The 17,246-nt window shown below is 68.7% G+C and carries 15 protein-coding genes; 8 read left to right on the forward strand and 7 right to left on the reverse strand.

The genetic code is table 11. From position 1 onward, the window contains the following. Positions 1–68: 68 nt before the first annotated feature. The 4 genes from ACW14X_RS09770 to ACW14X_RS09785 all read left to right on the forward strand — a co-directional run bounded on the left by ACW14X_RS09770 (position 69) and on the right by ACW14X_RS09785 (position 4,805). Positions 69–1,172 (forward strand): glycosyltransferase, encoded by a 1,104-nt coding sequence (locus ACW14X_RS09770; RefSeq protein WP_457165471.1) that lies wholly within the window; start codon positions 69–71, stop codon positions 1,170–1,172. Positions 1,173–1,280: 108 nt separating this feature from the next. Beyond that, positions 1,281–2,000 carry a succinate dehydrogenase cytochrome b subunit gene (locus ACW14X_RS09775; protein ID WP_350841174.1) on the forward strand — a complete coding sequence of 240 codons (720 nt, stop codon included), beginning with the start codon at positions 1,281–1,283 and terminating at the stop codon, positions 1,998–2,000. A gap of 13 nt (positions 2,001–2,013) precedes the next feature. Further along, complete coding sequence (locus tag ACW14X_RS09780) at positions 2,014–4,068, forward strand: fumarate reductase/succinate dehydrogenase flavoprotein subunit (RefSeq protein ID WP_160025236.1); 2,055 nt, start codon at positions 2,014–2,016, stop codon at positions 4,066–4,068. Beyond that, positions 4,065–4,805, forward strand: coding sequence for a succinate dehydrogenase/fumarate reductase iron-sulfur subunit (locus ACW14X_RS09785; RefSeq protein ID WP_160025237.1), 741 nt, complete (start codon positions 4,065–4,067; stop codon positions 4,803–4,805). The genes ACW14X_RS09780 and ACW14X_RS09785 overlap by 4 nt, the downstream gene beginning before the upstream one ends. A gap of 137 nt (positions 4,806–4,942) precedes the next feature. Here ACW14X_RS09785 and ACW14X_RS09790 read toward each other — a convergent pair whose 3' ends face one another. Next, positions 4,943–5,359 carry an organic hydroperoxide resistance protein gene (locus ACW14X_RS09790; RefSeq protein ID WP_160025238.1) on the reverse strand — a complete coding sequence of 139 codons (417 nt, stop codon included), beginning with the start codon at positions 5,357–5,359 and terminating at the stop codon, positions 4,943–4,945. A 48-nt stretch (positions 5,360–5,407) separates the two neighbouring features. Between ACW14X_RS09790 and ACW14X_RS09795 the strand changes: the two genes are divergently transcribed. Next, positions 5,408–5,869: a MarR family winged helix-turn-helix transcriptional regulator gene (locus ACW14X_RS09795; protein WP_160025239.1), complete on the forward strand. Its 462-nt coding sequence runs from the start codon at positions 5,408–5,410 to the stop codon at positions 5,867–5,869. Positions 5,870–5,872: 3 nt separating this feature from the next. Here ACW14X_RS09795 and ACW14X_RS09800 read toward each other — a convergent pair whose 3' ends face one another. The 4 genes from ACW14X_RS09800 to trpS all read right to left on the reverse strand — a co-directional run bounded on the left by ACW14X_RS09800 (position 5,873) and on the right by trpS (position 8,710). Continuing rightward, entirely contained in the window at positions 5,873–6,097 is a 225-nt protein-coding gene (locus tag ACW14X_RS09800; protein WP_091052819.1) for an SCO4848 family membrane protein, read from the reverse strand. Positions 6,098–6,173: 76 nt separating this feature from the next. Beyond that, the gene (locus ACW14X_RS09805; protein ID WP_457165472.1) at positions 6,174–7,091 is read right to left on the reverse strand and encodes a YihY/virulence factor BrkB family protein; all 918 of its coding nucleotides are present in this window, start codon (positions 7,089–7,091) and stop codon (positions 6,174–6,176) included. Between the two features lie 44 nt (positions 7,092–7,135). Further along, the gene (locus tag ACW14X_RS09810; protein ID WP_350665729.1) at positions 7,136–7,660 is read right to left on the reverse strand and encodes a 2'-5' RNA ligase family protein; all 525 of its coding nucleotides are present in this window, start codon (positions 7,658–7,660) and stop codon (positions 7,136–7,138) included. A 12-nt stretch (positions 7,661–7,672) separates the two neighbouring features. Beyond that, entirely contained in the window at positions 7,673–8,710 is a 1,038-nt protein-coding gene (trpS, locus tag ACW14X_RS09815; protein WP_350719713.1) for a tryptophan--tRNA ligase, read from the reverse strand. Between the two features lie 441 nt (positions 8,711–9,151). On the opposite strand from trpS, the gene ggpS reads away from it, so the two are divergent. Continuing rightward, on the forward strand, positions 9,152–11,434 hold the full coding sequence (gene ggpS / locus ACW14X_RS09820) for a glucosylglycerol-phosphate synthase (protein ID WP_350841166.1): 2,283 nt from the start codon (positions 9,152–9,154) through the stop codon (positions 11,432–11,434). Here ggpS and ACW14X_RS09825 read toward each other — a convergent pair. Next, a complete protein-coding gene (locus ACW14X_RS09825; protein ID WP_457165473.1) occupies positions 11,431–12,633 on the reverse strand; it encodes an MFS transporter in 1,203 nt (400 codons plus the stop codon). The genes ggpS and ACW14X_RS09825 overlap by 4 nt on opposite strands. Positions 12,634–12,755: 122 nt before the next feature. On the opposite strand from ACW14X_RS09825, the gene ACW14X_RS09830 reads away from it, so the two are divergent. Further along, the gene (locus tag ACW14X_RS09830) at positions 12,756–12,968 is read left to right on the forward strand and encodes a helix-turn-helix domain-containing protein (RefSeq protein WP_141802873.1); all 213 of its coding nucleotides are present in this window, start codon (positions 12,756–12,758) and stop codon (positions 12,966–12,968) included. Further along, positions 12,968–13,507 (forward strand): Clp protease N-terminal domain-containing protein, encoded by a 540-nt coding sequence (locus ACW14X_RS09835; protein ID WP_457165474.1) that lies wholly within the window; start codon positions 12,968–12,970, stop codon positions 13,505–13,507. Before ACW14X_RS09830 ends, ACW14X_RS09835 begins: the two co-directional genes overlap by 1 nt. Positions 13,508–13,642: 135 nt before the next feature. Here the strand turns inward: ACW14X_RS09835 and ACW14X_RS09840 are convergent, their stop codons facing one another. Then, positions 13,643–17,203, reverse strand: a complete 3,561-nt coding sequence (locus tag ACW14X_RS09840; protein ID WP_457165475.1) for an ATP-binding cassette domain-containing protein — start codon at positions 17,201–17,203, stop codon at positions 13,643–13,645. Positions 17,204–17,246: the final 43 nt, after the last annotated feature.

Raw genomic sequence — 17,246 nt, forward strand, 5'->3', positions numbered from 1 at the left:
GCCGATGGTTCATCCCAGGTCAACGCACACGTCGCGCTCTCGCCATCCCCAGGCAGGACGCTGGTCCCATGAAGATGGCGCTGGTCACCGAGAGCTTCTTTCCTACCATCGATGGTGTCACAACCACGGTGAAGGCCATCGCCGACCGCATGATCGAGTCGGGCCACGAGGTGCGGTTCATCGCGCCCGGCCCCGGACTCTCGGTCTACCGCAACAGCCGGGTCGTCCGCGTCTCGCCGATCGCCAAGACCGGCCGTCAGGTACGCAACGCCCTGGAGTCCTTCGAGCCGGACGTCGTGGTCACCTTCGACCCGGGCCGCCTGGGCCGCAAGGCTCTGTCGTCGCCGACGGCGGCCGCCGCGACCACGCTGGTCGTCCAGCAGTCCCCGCTCTCCCCCAAGGCGGCGCTCACCTGGAGCACCTCGATCGCCGCGTACGCCGATGAGATCTTTGTCACAAGCGAGTACCTGCGCCGCACGCTCGCGGCGATCGACGTCGCCGCCGAGGTGTGGGAGCCGGGGGTCGACACGGCTGCCTTCTCGCCCAGTCTGCGCGACGACTGGCTCCACCGCCGGTGGTCCAAGGCGAAGTCCCGACCCACACCGCTGGTCGTGGTCGGATACGCGGGCAACCTCGCCAAGAGCCACGGCGTACGCCGCCTCGCCGAGCTCACCGTGGTGCCGGGGATCCGCCTCATCATCATCGGCGACGGACCCCAGCGCGGATGGCTCAAGCAGCGGGTCCCGCAGGCGAAGCTGACCGGTCCGCTGGGCACCGGCGACCTGGCCATCGCACTGGCGTCGCTCGACGTTCTCGTCCACCCCGGCGAGGAGGAGGGATGCGGCCACATCCTGCGTGAGGCCGCGGCCAGCGCCCTCCCGGTGGTCGCCCCGCGCGCCGGCGCGGCGGCGGAGATCGTCCAGCACATGGAGACCGGATTGCTCTACAACCCGGCCCGCGCCCGCGAGCTCGCCGACGCGGTCGCCTCGGTGGTCTCCGACCCCCGGCGGCGCCTGCTCGGCGACCGCGGCCGGGAGCTGGTCGCGACGCGTCCGTGGACCGATGCCGTCGACGAGCTGCTGGCCCGCCTGGTGGCACTGAGCGAGGTCCGGTCCTCACAATCTCACGCCATCGCCACGGAGAATGCACACCCTGCTGTTAGGCTTGCCTAACCCATTCCCAAGATACTCGTCAGTAACCCCACCCGCCCACGCAGCGACGAAAATGTCACATACTCCCTGCGTACAAGTTCGGGTATGAGGGGTAGTAGCGTGCGTGCCGTGGCAACCACGACTCTGATCAAAGGCGCGCGGTCGACGCGCTCGACGATCGCCCTGAAGCTCCTTATGGCGGCCAGCGGCATCGTCTTCATCCTCTTTGTGCTGGCGCACATGTACGGCAACCTCAAAGCCTTCAGCGGCGAGATGGCCTACAACGAGTACGCCGAGCACCTGCGTACGTTCGGGGAGCCGATGCTGCCGTACGGCGGGCTCCTCTGGATCCTGCGGGTAGTGCTCCTGGGCTCACTGATCGCGCACGTCGCCTCGGCGGTGGCGCTCTCCATCCGTGCCCACGCGCAGCGCCCGGTGAAGTACGCGGTGAAGAAGAACAAGGCTTCGTCGCTCTCCTCGCGCACCATGCGCTGGGGCGGCGTGGCCCTGCTCCTCTTCGTCGTCTGGCACCTGCTCCAGTTCACCATCGTGAAGATCAACGTGGGCACTGGCGGGCAGGCCCCTGAGGTCACCGAGAACCCCTACCGGCTGCTGATCGCCGCGTTCCAGCCGGAGCAGTGGTGGATGGTCATCATCTACCTGCTCGCGATGCTCGCGCTCGCGTTCCACCTGCACCACGGCACCTTCAGCGCCATCCAGACGCTCGGGTTCACCAACACCGCTGAGTCGCGTGCCAGGGCCCGCGTCGCCGGCTGGGTCGTCGCGATCGTGGTCGCCGGCGGCTTCTCGCTGGTCCCCCTGTTCACCGTCTTCGGCGTCATCTCGTAAGGACATCTGACACATGGCTGCTGGAACCCACTACCTGTCCGGCCTCACCCCGACCAACGAGGCACCGGTCCAGAAATCCGACGACGCCGCGGGCTACTACGTGCTCGGCGACAAGCTGGTCGACCCGAAGGCTCCGACCGGCCCGATCGCGGAGCGCTGGACGACCCGCAAGTTCGAGAACCGCCTGGTCAACCCGGCCAACCGCCGCAAGCTGTCGGTCATCATCGTCGGCACCGGCCTGGCCGGCGGCGCCGCTGCCGCCACGCTCGGCGAGGCCGGCTACAACGTGAAGTCGTTCTGCTACCAGGACTCCCCGCGTCGCGCCCACTCGATCGCCGCCCAGGGCGGCATCAACGCCGCCAAGAACTACAAGGGCGACGGCGACTCGGCCTACCGGCTCTTCTACGACACGGTCAAGGGCGGCGACTACCGCGCCCGCGAGTCCAACGTCTACCGCCTCGCCGAGGAGTCGGTGAACATCATCGACCAGTGCGTGGCTCAGGGCGTGCCCTTCGCCCGCGAGTACGGCGGTCTGCTCGACAACCGCTCCTTCGGTGGCGTGCAGGTGTCGCGTACGTTCTACGCCCGCGGCCAGACGGGGCAGCAGCTCCTCATCGGCGCCTACCAGGCCATGGAGCGCCAGGTCGCCGCTGGCACCGTGGAGCAGTTCACGCGTCACGAGATGCTCGAGCTGATCGTCGCTGACGGCAAGGCCCGCGGCATCATCGCCCGCGACATGGTCACCGGCGAGATCGAGACCCACCTGGCCGACGTGGTCGTGCTCGCGACCGGCGGCTACGGCAACGTCTTCTACCTCTCGACCAACGCGATGGGGTCCAACGTCACCGCCACGTGGCGTGCGCACCGCAAGGGCGCCTACATGGCCAACCCCTGCTACACGCAGATCCACCCGACCTGCATCCCGGTGACCGGCGCCCACCAGTCGAAGCTGACCCTGATGTCGGAGTCGCTGCGTAACGACGGTCGTATCTGGGTGCCCAAGAACGCCGAGGACTGCGCCAAGGACCCGCGCGAGATCCCCGAGGAGGACCGCGACTACTTCCTGGAGCGGATCTACCCCGCCTTCGGAAACCTGGTCCCCCGCGACATCGCCTCGCGCGCCGCGAAGTACATGTGCGACGAGGGCCGCGGCGTCGGTCCGGAGGTCGACGAGACCCAGCCCGACGGCACGGTGAAGAAGTTCCGCCGCGGTGTCTACCTCGACCTGGGTGCCGCGATCGAGCGCCTCGGCAAGGCCGCGATCGAGGAGAAGTACGACAACCTCCTCGACATGTACGAGCGGATCACGGGTGAGAACCCCTACGAGCTGCCGATGCGCATCTACCCCGCCGTCCACTACGTCATGGGCGGCCTCTGGGTGGACTACGAGCTCTCGACCAACATCGAGGGTCTTTACTGCACCGGTGAGGCCAACTTCTCCGACCACGGCGCGAACCGCCTCGGTGCCTCGGCGCTGATGCAGGGTCTGGCCGACGGCTACTTCGTGCTCCCGAACACCATCCGCGAGTACCTCGCCGACGGCCCGTTCGACCCGATCTCCGAGGACCACCCGGCGGTCGTCGAGGCGAAGCAGTCGGTCCAGGAGCGGATCGACAAGTTCATGTCGATCAACGGCACCCGCTCGGTCGAGTCGATCCACAAGGAGCTCGGCCTGATCATGTGGGAGTACTGCGGCATGGAGCGGACCGAGGAGGGCCTCAAGAAGGCCATCGGGCTGATCCGCGAGCTCAAGAAGGAGTTCTGGACCAACGTCAAGGTCCTCGGCTCGGCCGACTCCCTCAACCAGGACCTCGAGAAGGCCGGCCGTGTCGCCGACTTCATCGAGCTCGGTGAGCTCATGTGCATCGACGCGCTCAACCGGCGCGAGTCCTGCGGCGGCCACTTCCGCGCCGAGTCGCAGACCGAGGACGGCGAGGCGCTGCGTCACGACGACGAGTTCGCCTACGTCGCGGCCTGGGAGTTCGGTGGCGAGGACGGCGCCCCGATCCTCCACAAGGAGGACCTGATCTACACCGCCATCGAGATGAAGCAGAGGTCGTACAAGTGAAGCTCACCCTCAAGATCTGGCGGCAGGCCAACGCGTCCGAGAAGGGTGCGCTCAAGACGTACGAGCTGGACGGGGTGTCCTCGGACATGTCGTTCCTCGAGATGCTCGACCTGCTCAACGAGCAGCTCCTGCACAACGACGAGGAGCCGATCGCGTTCGACTCCGACTGTCGCGAGGGCATCTGCGGCATGTGTTCGCTGATGATCAACGGCGAGGCGCACGGCCCGGAGGTCACCACGACCTGCCAGCTGCACATGCGCTCCTTCAACGACGGTGACACCATCACCATCGAGCCGTGGCGTGCCGCGTCGTTCCCGATCGTCAAGGACCTGATCGTCGACCGCTCCGCGTTCGACCGGATCATCCAGAACGGCGGCTACATCTCGGCCAACACCGGCTCGGCCCCCGAGGCCAACTCGGTGCCGGCCCCGCGCGACAAGGCCATGCGGGCGTTCAACACGGCCACCTGCATCGGCTGCGGCGCCTGCGTCGCCGCATGCCCCAACGGCTCCGCCTCGCTGTTCCTCGGCGCGAAGATCACCCACCTCGGTGAGCTGCCGCAGGGCCAGCCGGAGCGCTACTCCCGCGTGCAGTCCATGGTCGGCCAGCACGACGCCGAGGGCTTCGGTGGCTGCACCAACATCGGTGAGTGCGCCTCCGCCTGCCCCAAGGAGATCCCGCTCGACGTGATCTCCCAGCTCAACAAGGACCTGCGCAAGTCGCTGATCCTCGGCTGACCATCCGGTCACCACGTGACAGAAGGGCCGCTCTCCTCGGAGAGCGGCCCTTCTTCTATGCCGAGACGTCAGGTACGTCGGCCGAGACGTCACCGTCGTGCCTACTCGGCCGACGTAGGTGACGCCTCGGCCGGTGGTCAGGCGACGGTGAGCTTGACCTCGACGTTGCCGCGGGTGGCGTTGGAGTACGGGCAGACCTGGTGGGCCTGCTCGGCGAGCTGCTGGGCGGTCGTGGCGTCGGCGCCGGGGATGGTCACCTCGAGCTGCACGGCGAGGCCGAAGCCGCCCTGGCCGTTCTCACCGATGCTCACGTCGGCGACGACCTCGGAGTCGGTCATGTCGACCTTGGCCTTGCCGGCCACCAGCTTGAGCGCCGAGTGGAAGCAGGCCGCGTAGCCGGCGGCGAAGAGCTGCTCGGGGTTGGTGGCACCACCGGCGCCACCCATCTCCTTGGGAACGCGAACGTCGGCGTCGATGAGACCGTCGGAGGACTGGACGTGGCCGTTGCGGGCGTCGCCGGTGCTGACTGCGGTGGCTGTGTAGATCGGTGTCATGTGCACAACTATATTGCGCACAACTTAATAGCGCAAGGGGGTAGACTGATGGATGTGTCCGGCCGTACCTACCCTCAGCTCTCGCTCGACCTTCAGCTCTGCTTCCCGCTGTACGCAGCGACCAGAGCCGTGACGAAGCGCTATGTGACGCTGCTCAAGGGGACCGGGCTGACCTATCCGCAGTATCTGGTGATGCTGGTGCTCTGGGAGAGCGAGGAGCCGCTCTCGGTGACCTCCCTCGGCCAGCGCCTGCGGCTCGACTCGGGCACCCTGACGCCGCTGCTCAAGCGGCTCGAGACCGCTGGGCTGGTGCGGCGCGACCGCGACCCCGGCGACGAGCGCCGGGTGCTGGTCAGCCTGACCGAGGCCGGCCAGGCCCTGGAGGAGCAGGTCTCCGGCGTGCCGCAGGAGCTCGGCGCATCGATGGGGATCACCCGTGACGAGGCGCTCGCGCTGCGCGACCAGCTCACCGAGCTGGTCGACCACCTCGACACGGCGGAGTCCTCCTGAGGGCTATCCCCTGGTCAGCAGCCGCTGTACACCGAGCTTGATCAGCAGGCCGCCGAGGAGCACGTCGACGACCACGAGCACCGCGTGGGCGATGTAGTAGGGCTTCGGACGGGTCTGCTCCGGGTCCTTGGCGGTCTTGACGAGGTTGCGGCCGAAGTTGGTCCAGATCGCGATCGTCCAGACCCCGATGACCAGGAGGAGCGCGCCGTCAGTCTTCTCGAGCTTCATGGGTACGACTCTCTCATCCGCCGCACCCGCGCTGGCGTTCGGGCCGCTCCCGGATAGTCCGGGGAGTTTCCGTCCATTACTCGCCGGTAGACCGACCGGAACTCCCCGGACCATCAGCGTCCGGCTCGGCAGGAGTCGCGCCGACGTGGGCGTAGGAGGCGGCGTACAGGATCACCATCGAGGTGTAGTGGATCCAGACGACCAGGATGAGGGCGATGCCGAAGGCCTGGAAGGCCGGCTGCCCCTGGGTGGCCTTGAGCAGCAGGGTCGAGGCCTGCTTGAGGATCTCGAAGCCGATGGCGCCGAGCACGGCGCCCGCCCACAGGGGACGCTTGGGGGTGTCGCTCTGGGGAGCCAGGTGGAACATCGCGAAGAAGAGCACCGTGTTGGCCGCCAGGCCCAGCACCAGGGTGAGAAGGACGATCAGCCAGCCGAAGCCTTCGTCGAGGCCGATCCAGTCCAAGACGTTGACCGAGAAGGTGCGTACGAGGCCGGTGAAGGCCACCGCGACCAGCAGGATGAGACCGAGCCCGATGAGTGCAACCAAGTCGCGGGCCTTGGCCGCCAGGAAGCCCGGCTGCTCCTCGTCGGGCACCAGGAAGACCGCCTCGAGGGCCTTGCGAAGTCCGTCGATGAAGCCGAGGCCGGCATAGAGCAGACCGATGAGACCGATGATCCCGACCGCGCCGGCCGCACTCTCGATGTCGGAGATCTTCAGCTGCCCGGCACCGTCGCCGACCAACCCGGGCAGGACCTGGTCGATCGCCTCGACGAGGTCGCTCTCGGCTCCGGAGTAGACCTTGGCGATCTGGCCGACGGCGAAGAACGCCAGCGCGAGGATCGGGAACGTCGACAGGAAGCCGAAGTAGGTGATCGCACCGGCCTGCTGGGCGGCCCCGACGTCGCCGTAGTGCTCCTGCGTGCGAATCACCCGGTCCAGCGCCGGGAAGCGCGCACGCAGCTCGGCGATCTTTGCCTTGACCTTTTCCTTCATCCCGAGGTCCCCATCCGTCGTTCATGGGCGGACCCGAGCCCGCCTCAACCGGTCAGTGCTGCTCTCAGCGCGAACTCCCGCGTCGGGCGCCAGCCGTCCGTGTCGTCGTGGACATAGAGGTGGAACTCCTCGACCGACCACTCGCACTCGAAGTCGGCCAGCTCGCCGAAAGCCTTGTCGAGGCTAGCGTCGGGAAGGTCGTGAGCGATCGTGACATGCGGGTGATAGGGAAACGTGAGCTTCTGGTCGAGCGGCCCCTGCCGGACCGCGTTGGCCAGCTGCTCACAGCCCGAGATGCCCTGTACCACTGCCACGAACACCACAGGCGAGACCGGCCGGAAGGTGCCGGTGCCGCGCAGGTGCACGCTGAAGGGGGCGACCCGCGAAGCCGCCGACTCGAGATGGCTCTCGACGTCGGGCAGCAGGTCGTCGTGGATCTCCGTCGGGGGCACAAGAGTGATGTGCGTCGGGATCATGGTCGCCGTCGCGTCCCCGAGAGACGTCCGGTAGTCCTGGAGCTGACTTGCCCATGGCTCCGGGATCGCGATGGCAACACCGATGGTGCGCATGCGCCGACCTTACTAGCCGAGCGGCGACGCGGGGGGCACAAAGCCGACCCGCTCGTAGACGTCGGCCAGAGTCTTGCGGGCGACCACGCCTGCCTTCTCCGCACCCTGCTGCAAGATGCCGTCGAGGTACGCCCGGTCCTCGAGAACCTCGAAGGTCTTCTCCCGGAACGGGGTGACGTAATCGACGACGACCTCGGCGAGATCCTTCTTCAGATCGCCGTAGCCCTTGCCGGCGTACTTGCCGACCAGGGTGTCGATCTCGGAGCCGGTCAGCGCGGAGTAGATCCGGAGCAGGTTGGAGACTCCCGGCTTGGCCTCCTCGTCGAAGCGGATCTCCATCTCCGAGTCGGTGACCGCGGAGCGGATCTTCTTCGCCGAGACCTTCGGGTCGTCGAGCATGTCGATCAACCCGGTCGGCGACGAGGCCGACTTGGACATCTTGATCGTCGGGTCCTGGAGGTCGTAGATCTTCGCGACCTCCTTGAGGATGTAGGGCTCGGGCAGCCGGAACGTCTTCTTGTAGCGGCTGTTGAACCGCTGCGCGAGGTCGCGGGTCAGCTCGAGGTGCTGCCGCTGGTCCTCGCCGACCGGGACGTACGCCGGGCGGTAGAGCAGGATGTCGGCGGCCATCAGCATCGGGTAGGAGAAGAGGCCGACCGAGGCCGCGCCCTCACCGCCCTTGGCGGACTTGTCCTTGAACTGGGTCATCCGCCGGGCCTCACCGAACGAGGTGATGCACTGCATCACCCAGCCGAGCTGAGCGTGCTCGGGCAGGTGGGACTGGACGAAGATCGCGGACCGCTCCGGGTCGACTCCGGCGGCCAGCAGCTGGGCGGCGGCCCGCCGCGTACGCTCGCGGAGCACCTTCGGGTCCTGCTCGACCGTGATCGCGTGCAGGTCGGCGATGAAGAAGAACGGCTCGTGCTCCTCCTGCAGGTTCACCCACTGCCGGACCGCGCCGAGATAGTTGCCGAGGTGGTAGGAGTCCGCCGTCGGCTGGATGCCGGAAAGGACCCTGGGCCTAGTCGTAGGAGCAGTGCTGCCGGTCATGTGCGCATTCTGTCAGCCACCCGCCGAAAGGCTCGAAATGGTGGGAGGAAGAGGATCGATCACCGATCCGTACGAGCTGTGGACCCTGCCCGCGGCACCGACCTGCGTGCCGGCCATGGGCCTCGGCGCCCCCCGTGATCAACGTCGAGGACCGTGGTCGCCCGCGGTCTTTCTTGAAGGCCGCGGGCAGGATCCGCATGACCCCTCAACGACCGATTCCCGACTGAGTTATCGAACAGGTGCATCCAATTTCTTACGAGTTTGTGGACCTCCTGAGAGGCTCTACTCAGCGCAGATTCGATAGCCCGTCAAATGCCCGTTTCCGGCCCGACACATGCCCCTGTTAACCTGTTTGGTCGACCCGCGGATCCTCCAAGGGGTCCGCAGCCTCGGGCCAGCTGCCGAATCGGCCTCGAGGCCAGGCGACCCTCGAGGAGACTTGTGAACGACACGTCCGCTGCCAACGCACGCATGCTGCTTGCGACCGATCTGGACGGAACCTTCCTAGCCGGCGACCCCGAGGCGAAGGTCAAGCTGTACCAGACGCTGAGCCGCCGCGAGGACGTACTTCTGTCCTTCGTCACCGGTCGTGGGCTGGAGTCGGTGCTGCCGCTGCTCGCCGACCCGACCATCCCGACGCCCGACTTCATCATCTGCGACGTCGGCGCCACCATCGTGACCGGACACGACCTGCTCGCCGTCGAGCCCATCCAGCAGGAGATCGCCGCCAAGTGGCCGGGCGAGCTCACCGTGCTCGAGAAGATCGGCGACCGCCCCGGACTGGTCCGGCAGAACGTGCCCCAGGACCGCCGGGTCTCCTACTTCTGCGACCCCGAGGCCGTCACCGACGACCTCGCCCCGCTGGTCGCGCAGATCGGCTGCGACCTGCTCTACTCCGCCAGCCACTATCTCGACGTGCTGCCCGCCGGGATCAACAAGGGCCACACGGTGACGAAGCTCGTCGAGCACCTCGGCATCCCCAAGGACCGCGTGCTGGTCGCCGGTGACACCCTCAACGACCTGTCGATGTACGACATCGGGTTCCCGGGCGTCTGCGTCGGCGAGGCCGAGGACCTGCTGCTGGACGCGACCCGCGACAAGGAGCGTACGTTCCACGCCACCTCCCCCGGCACCGGCGGGATCCTGCAGGCGATCAGGCACTTCAACCTGCTCGACGACGAGCACATCTACGACCCGGAGAACGACGCCGACGACCCCGGGAAGTCCGACCTCGTCATGGTCTACCACCGGCTCCCCTACGACGAGGTGATCGAGGACGGCGAGGTCAAGCGCCGGCGGCCGAAGTCGCCCAACGGCATCATCCCGACGCTGCTCTCCTTCTTCACCGAGCGCACCGGATCCTGGGTCGCCTGGTCCATCGACGACCCCAAGCGCGGCAAGTTCGCCACCCACACGGTCGTCGACCCCAAGCTCTACCCGGGCCTGGTGGCCTCCCGGCTGCCGCTGTCGAAGAAGGACGTCGACGTCTTCTACAAACGCTTCTCCAAGGAAGCGTTCTGGCCGCTGCTGCACACCTTCTGGGAACGCGCGAAGTTCAAGGAGGACGATTGGAAGGTCTATTGCCGGGTCAACCGGGCCTTCGCCGAGCAGGCGGCGGCCGAGGCGGCGTACGGCGGCATCGTCTGGATCCACGACTACAACCTGTGGATGGTGCCGGCCTACCTGCGGGAGATGCGGCCGGACGTGAAGATCGCGTTCCTGCACCACACCCACTTCCCCGGCGCTGACGTCTTCAACGTGGTGCCGTGGCGCCGCGAGATCATCGGCTCGCTGCTGCAGTGCGACTACATCTCGTTCCACATCCCCCGCCAGGTCGAGAACTTCGTCGACGTCGCCCGCGGCGTCGCGCCCGTCGAGGTGATCGAGACCGAGGACTCGGCGCCTCGGTTCCGGACGTACGGCTTCGCACTCGGTCTGGACACCATGCCCTCGGTGATCGACGTCGGTGGACGTCGCGTGCACCTGGGCGCCAACCCGGTCAGCGTCGACACGAAGCGGATCGAGCAGACCCTGGCCACCCCGGCGGTGCAGAGCTCGATCGCCCGGGTGAAGGAGGAGTTCGAGGGTCAGCGGATCGCGCTGGCCGTCTCCCGCCTCGACTACACCAAGGGCGTGCTGCAGCAGCTCGAGGCCTTCGAGCGGGCGCTGCTGGAGGACCCGTCGTTGATGGGCGAGCTGTCGCTGGTGCTGGTCTGCGTGCCCGCGGCCGGCGAGATGACCGTCTACAAGACGCTGCAGAACCAGATCGAGCAGGCCGTCGGGCGGATCAACGGCCGGTTCTCGCGGATGGGCTGGATGCCGGTCCACTTCTACTTCCGGCCGATCCCGTTCGAGGAGCTGCTGGCCTACTACGCCAACGCCGACGTCATGTGGATCACCCCGCTGCGCGACGGGCTCAACCTGGTCGCGAAGGAGTACGCCGCGGTCCACGGTCTGCTTGGCACGAGCGGCACGCTGGTGCTCTCCGAGTTCGCCGGGGCAGCCGCCGAGCTTCGCGGCGCGGTGCTGACCAACCCCCACGACGTCTCCGACATGGTCCGGGTCTTCCTGCAGGCCGTCGACATGGACGAGGCCGAGGCCAAGGACCGGATGCGCGGACTCTGGGACACCATCCGCCACCACGACTCCAAGGCCTGGGCCGACGGGTTCCTGGCGGCGGTCGAGGCGGCCACCGCCACGGACGGCAACGAAGAGGCCTTCTAGGCCTTACGCCGGTGGATGCTGGTGCTCCACAACAGCACCAGCATCCCGGCGGCAGCCAGGCCGGCGCCGACCAACGGCGCCTCGCGCACGCTCCAGACGTCGAGAGCCAGGCCGCCCGCGAAGGCGCCGAGGGCGTTGGCGATGTTGAGGCTCGCGTGGTTCATCGCGGCGCCGAGGGTCACCGCGTCATCGGCGACGTCCATCAGGCGTACCTGCAGGTTGATCACCAGCACCGAGGCGATCGCGGTGGTCAGGAAGGCGACCGGAGCGAGCCACCACCCGGCCGGGGCGACCAGCCAGAAGAGCGTCAGCACCGCCACCATGCCCAGGCTGCTCGCGAGCAGTGAGCCCATCACCGACCACCGGGCCAGCTCTCCCGCGACCCAGGTGCCGACGACCATCCCGGTGCCGAACGCGAAGACGAACCACGGCACCGCCCCCTCGGCCAGGCCGGCGGTGTCGGTGACGATCGGGGAGATGTAGGAGTACGCCGCGAACATGCCGCCGAATCCGATCGCACCCGCGAGCATCGTCAGCCAGACCTGCTTGTTGGTGAAGAACCGGCCGGCCTCGCTGCGGCCGGTCGCGTTCGGGTCACCCGGGAAGTGGGGCACCGAGAGCTGCACCAGGACCACGGTCAGCAGCGCGAGGCCGGCTGCGGCTGCGTACGGTGCCCGCCAGCCGGCGGTCTGACCGAGCCAGGTCGCGAACGGGACGCCGATCACGTTGGCGACCGAGAGCCCGAGCATCACCAGGGCGACCGCTCGTCCGCGGTGCTTGGGCGCGGCCATCGACGTCGCGACGATGCTCGCGACGCCGAAGTAGGCGCCGTGCGGGAGCCCGTCGAGGAACCTCGCGACCAGCAGCATCTTGTAGTCCACGGCGACGGCGCTGAGCAGGTTGAACAGTGCGTACGCCGCCATCAGCGACAGCAGCAGCCCCTTGCGCGGAAGATGGGCGACGAAGAACGAGAGGATCGGTACGCCGACCACCACTCCGACCGCATAGGCGCTGATCAGGTGGCCGGCCGTGGAGGTTCGGACGCCGACGCCCTCGGCGATCTCGGGCAGCACGCCCATGGTGACGAACTCGGTCGTACCGATCGCGAACCCACCCGTCGCGAGGGCGAGCATGGCGATCACGAACCGGACGGTGGTGACCGGCCTCGCGGCGGTCTCGGGGCTGGCGATGTCAGTCACTACTGCCTAACCTTCGGCGATTTGCGGGCTATTCCGTGAATCGGTGTGACGCGTGTCCCGGCGGCGGGCCGGCTTCGTCAACCCAGGTTGACACGATGCTGATGTCAACCTATATTGACAGCATGACGGATGCGAAGGACCTTGCCGAGTCGGCCGCGAGCGCCGACCCGAGCACCGGGTTGCGAGCCGCGCTCGCACTGCGCCGCCTCGCCGACTCGCTGGAGCGGCTGCAGGTGGCGAACGCCCGCCGACAGGGATGGGCCTGGCAGGAGATCGCCGACGCGCTGGAGGTCAGCCGACAGGCGGTCCACAAGAAGTACGCGAAGGAGATGTGATGTTCGAGAGGTTCACCAAGCCGGCCCGCGATGCGGTGACCGCTGCCCAGACGTACGCCACCGAGCTCGGTCACGAGCGCATCGGCGACGACCACCTGCTGCTGGCGATCGGCTCCAGCGCCGGCTCGTCCGCCGCCCGGGCGCTCGCCGAGGCCGGTGTCGATGCCGCTGCACTGCGGGCGGAGGTCGAGCGGGCCCACGGGCGCCTCGGCGACGACGACGCCGACGCGCTGTCCGCGCTCGGGATCGATCTGGACGCGGTGCGCTCCACGGTGGAGGAGGTGTTCGGTGCCGGCGCCCTGGACAGCGGGAAGCCACGCCGCCGCCTCGGCGGGCACATCCCCTTCACCAGGGACGCGAAGAAGGTCCTCGAGCTCTCGCTGCGCGAGGCGATCCGGCTCAAGGACCGCTCGATCGGCACCGAGCACATCCTGCTCGCCATCCTGCGCGCGGAAGGGGAAGGACATGCTGCCCTACAGGCCCTCGGCGTGGATGCTGCTTCGCTGCGCCAGACGCTCGAGCACGGCGAGGCCGCCTGACGCCGAAACCGCAGTTGTGGCGGCTGAGAATGCAGTTGGGGGCGACGAAACTGTCGTTTCGTCGCCCCCAACTCACCACTCGGCTTCCACAACTGCCGATTCGGCTCGCCACACCTGCCGATTCGGCGGGGGGAGTCAGCCGGCCAGGTGGGACCAGGACGGTGCCAGCTCGGTCCAGGGACCTACCGCGGCGATCTCACCGTCGACCATGACGACGACCCGGTCGGCCTGAGCGAGAGCGGCTCGCTTCGAGGTGGCGCCGATGACCGTCGTGTGCCGTTCACGCAGCGCCCGCCAGAGCTCGATCTCGGTGGCCGCGTCGAGCGCGCTGGAGACGTCGTCGGCCAGGAGCAGCTCGGTGTCGGCAGCCAGCGCTCGCGCCAGGGCGAGACGCTGGACCTGTCCCCCGGAGAGGCGTACGCCACGGTGACCGACGATCGCGTCCGCGCCGCCCGCCTCCTTGACATCGAGCTCGAGGCGCGCGTCGGCGACCGGACTGTCGAACGGCCGGTCGTGTCCCAGGCGGATGTTGTCGGCGAAGGTGCCGGAGAGCACCCGCGGCACCTGGGCGACGTACGCCACCTGCCCCGGCCTCAGGAAGGACTGCGGGTCCTGGACCAGCTCGTCGTTCCACCGGATCGTGCCGGTGTGCTCGATCAGGCCGGCGAGCGACGCCAGCAGGGATGACTTGCCGGAGCCGACCTGCCCCACGAGCAGGACCAGCTCGCCGCGCTCGATGGTGAGTGAGACGTCGGAGACGCCGATCGTGCCGTCGTCGTGGACCGCCGACAGGGCCGAGAGCTCGAGGGACTCGAGCGGCACCTGCTCGACCGGGCCCGGATCCGGCGCGTCACCGGTGACCAGGTCGACGCCCGGCGGCAGATCCATCAGGTCGCGACCGCCGGCGAACCGGCTGGTCTCCTTCTGCCACGCGCGGGTGCCGGGAGCCTCGGTGACGACCATGCCGGCCACCCGGCCGAACCAGTCGAAGCCCGAGACCGCGTTGGCGACCAGCAGCGCGGTCGCCAGACCCCAGCCGCCGCCGAAGTAGATCCCCCAGGCAGCCACGACGCCGCACTGCACCATGAGCGCGGGAACCCCGTCGAGGAACGCCTGCACCCGGTGCTCCTTCACCGCTGCCTCGACCCTCCCTGCGTCGACGTGCTGCAGGTGGGCGTGGACCTGCGGGGTGGCCGCGGCCAGCTTCACGGTGCGTACGGACTCGAGCGCGGAGACCACCGCACGGCCGAACCGCGCGCGAGCGGCGGAGGAGGCCGCTGCCGAGCGGCCGGCGATCGGCCGGCCGACCGCGGAGGCCAGCGCCGAGGCGATCATGACGACCAGGAGCACGGCGCCCGCGAGCGCGGTGCCGGCGAGCAGAGCGGTGATCGTCGCGATCACGAGACCGTTGACGAAGTCGACCCAGCGGTCGGCGTAGCGGGCGTACCGGTCCGCGTCCATCGAGCGGGCGACGACCTCGCCCGGCGGCGTACGCGTCAGGCGATGCTGGCGGGTCTGGCCGTAGAGCACGGCCATCCGGGCACGCAGCATGACCTCGATCCACCAGCGTGGGTAGCGGTAGAAGGCATCGGCGAGCATCAGCGGCGCGGCCAGCAGGCTGACCACGAGCAGCACCGACATCACCGTCGGCCTGCCACCGTCCTGCAGCGACTCGACGATCCGGCCCCACAGGAGCCCGGTGAAGGCACCCTGCGCACCGGTCATCGAGGCGAACAGGAAGAGCAGCGCACCCGCGACGCCCCACTCGGGGCGCAGGAACAGGACGTGCAGCATCCCCCGGGCGAGCGACGGCCCGGTGCCGACCTCGGGGACGTCCGGCGGAGCGCCCGAGCGACGCTTGCCGCCCACGTTGCCCTCCGCGACGTGGTCGAGGGTGGAGTGGTCGACAGGCTTCGCCGCGGGCGAGGGCGAGTCGTGGTGATCGGTGCGGCTGGCCTCGAGCAGGTCATGGAACGGCCCCGGCGTGGTCGCCAGCGAGGCCCGCAGGCCGTGCTGGATCACCCGGCCGTGGTCGAGCACGGCCACGTGCGGCGCCCGCTCGATGGTGGAGAGCCGGTGGGCGATCAGGATGCCGGTCCGCCCGGTCAGCAGCCGGTCGGCAGCAGCGACCACCCGGCGCTCGGTGAGCGGGTCCATCCGCGCCGTCGCCTCGTCGAGGACGACCACCCGTACGTCACGCACCAGCAGCCGGGCGAAAGCGACCAGCTGCTCCTCCCCCGCCGACAGCGAGGTGCCGCCAGGGCCGAGCAGGGTGTCGAGCCCGTCGGGCAGACCGGCGACCCACTCCGAGAGGCCGAGCCGGGCCACCGCCCGCTCGATGTCCTCGCGGGGGCGCGCGTCGTCGAAGAGCGAGATGTTCTCAGCGAGCGTGCCGGCCAGGATCTCGGTGCGCTGTGTCACCACACCCACCGAGGCACGCAGCTGCTGCAGGTCGAGGTCGCGTACGTCCACGCCACCCAGGAACACCGAGCCGCGCGGCGGCTCGACGGCCCGGGAGAGCAGCGAGGCGAGCGTCGACTTGCCGGAGCCGGTGCGGCCGACCAGGGCGATGGTGTCACCGGCCGGCACCGTGAGCGAGATGCCCTGGAGGGCGAAGGTGCCCTCGGCGTAGGAGAAGGTCAGGTCGCGCAGGTCGACCTCGAGGGCACCCCCGCCGGGGACGGGCTCGCCGCCTTCGGGCTCCGGCTCGGAGCCCATCATCTGGCGCAGCCGGATGACCGCGCCCAGGCCCGCCTGGATGTCGGGCAGGTGGTTGGCGAGCATCGCGATCTGGCCGACGAACGTGCTCGTGACCAGGAACAGCGTCACCAGCGCGCTGATCCCGAGGCGGTCGTTCGCGGCGAGCGCCACTCCGGCCAACCCGATGCCGGCCAGCAGGGAGTGCAGGAGCACGCCGGCCCGGCGGCCGACCTTCGCCTCGACCGTGACGACCGCACGGAACTTCTCGTGGACGATCGCCGACAGCCTGGCCACCCGGGCGACCACGTGGTCCTGGCCGAGGCTCGTACGCAGGTCGTCACGCCCCGCGATGCCCTCCTCGAGCACAGCGGCGTGGTCGGTCCAGGAGGCCTCCTCGATGACCTTGAGCTCGGAGATCTTGCCCAGCAGCCGGCGGATGACGAACCAGGTCACCGCGGCGAGCAGCGGGAACAGGATCGCCGCCGGCCACCAGGTGAAGCTGGCCACGATCCACATCGGCAGCGCCGCGAAGACGGAGCGGAAGAGCATCCACAGCTGCCAGCGCAGCAGGTTGCCGACCTCGTGGGAGTCGTCGTCGACCCGGTCGAGGATCTCGCCGACGGCCTGCTCGCTCAGCTCGGAGAGCGGCTGCCGCATGGCAGCCTGGAGCACGTCCTCGCGCAGCTTGCCCTCGACCCGGTCCGAGACCCCGACCCAGGCGATCTTCGCCGTCGAGTCGATCAGCGAGGCGCCGATCACGCAGAGCGCCAGCCAGCCGACCAGGCTCGCGGTCGGGTTCTCCGCCAGCCGTCCGGCCACGACGGTGCCGATCGACTGGGCCACCATGGCCACCGCCAGCGCGATCAGCGCGGCGAGCGTCACCGGCCCCTTCAGGCGTCGCCAGTCGACCTGCCGGCTCGGGTCGGCAGGGTCGGCGGGGACTCCGAGAGCCTTGCCTGAGGTGGGCACGGGCGGAGTCGAGAGCGTCGCAGTCATCAGAAGATCACGGTATGCGCGACCACCGACACCCGCCTAAAGG

Source organism: Nocardioides sp. YJ-D4, assembly GCF_054031495.1.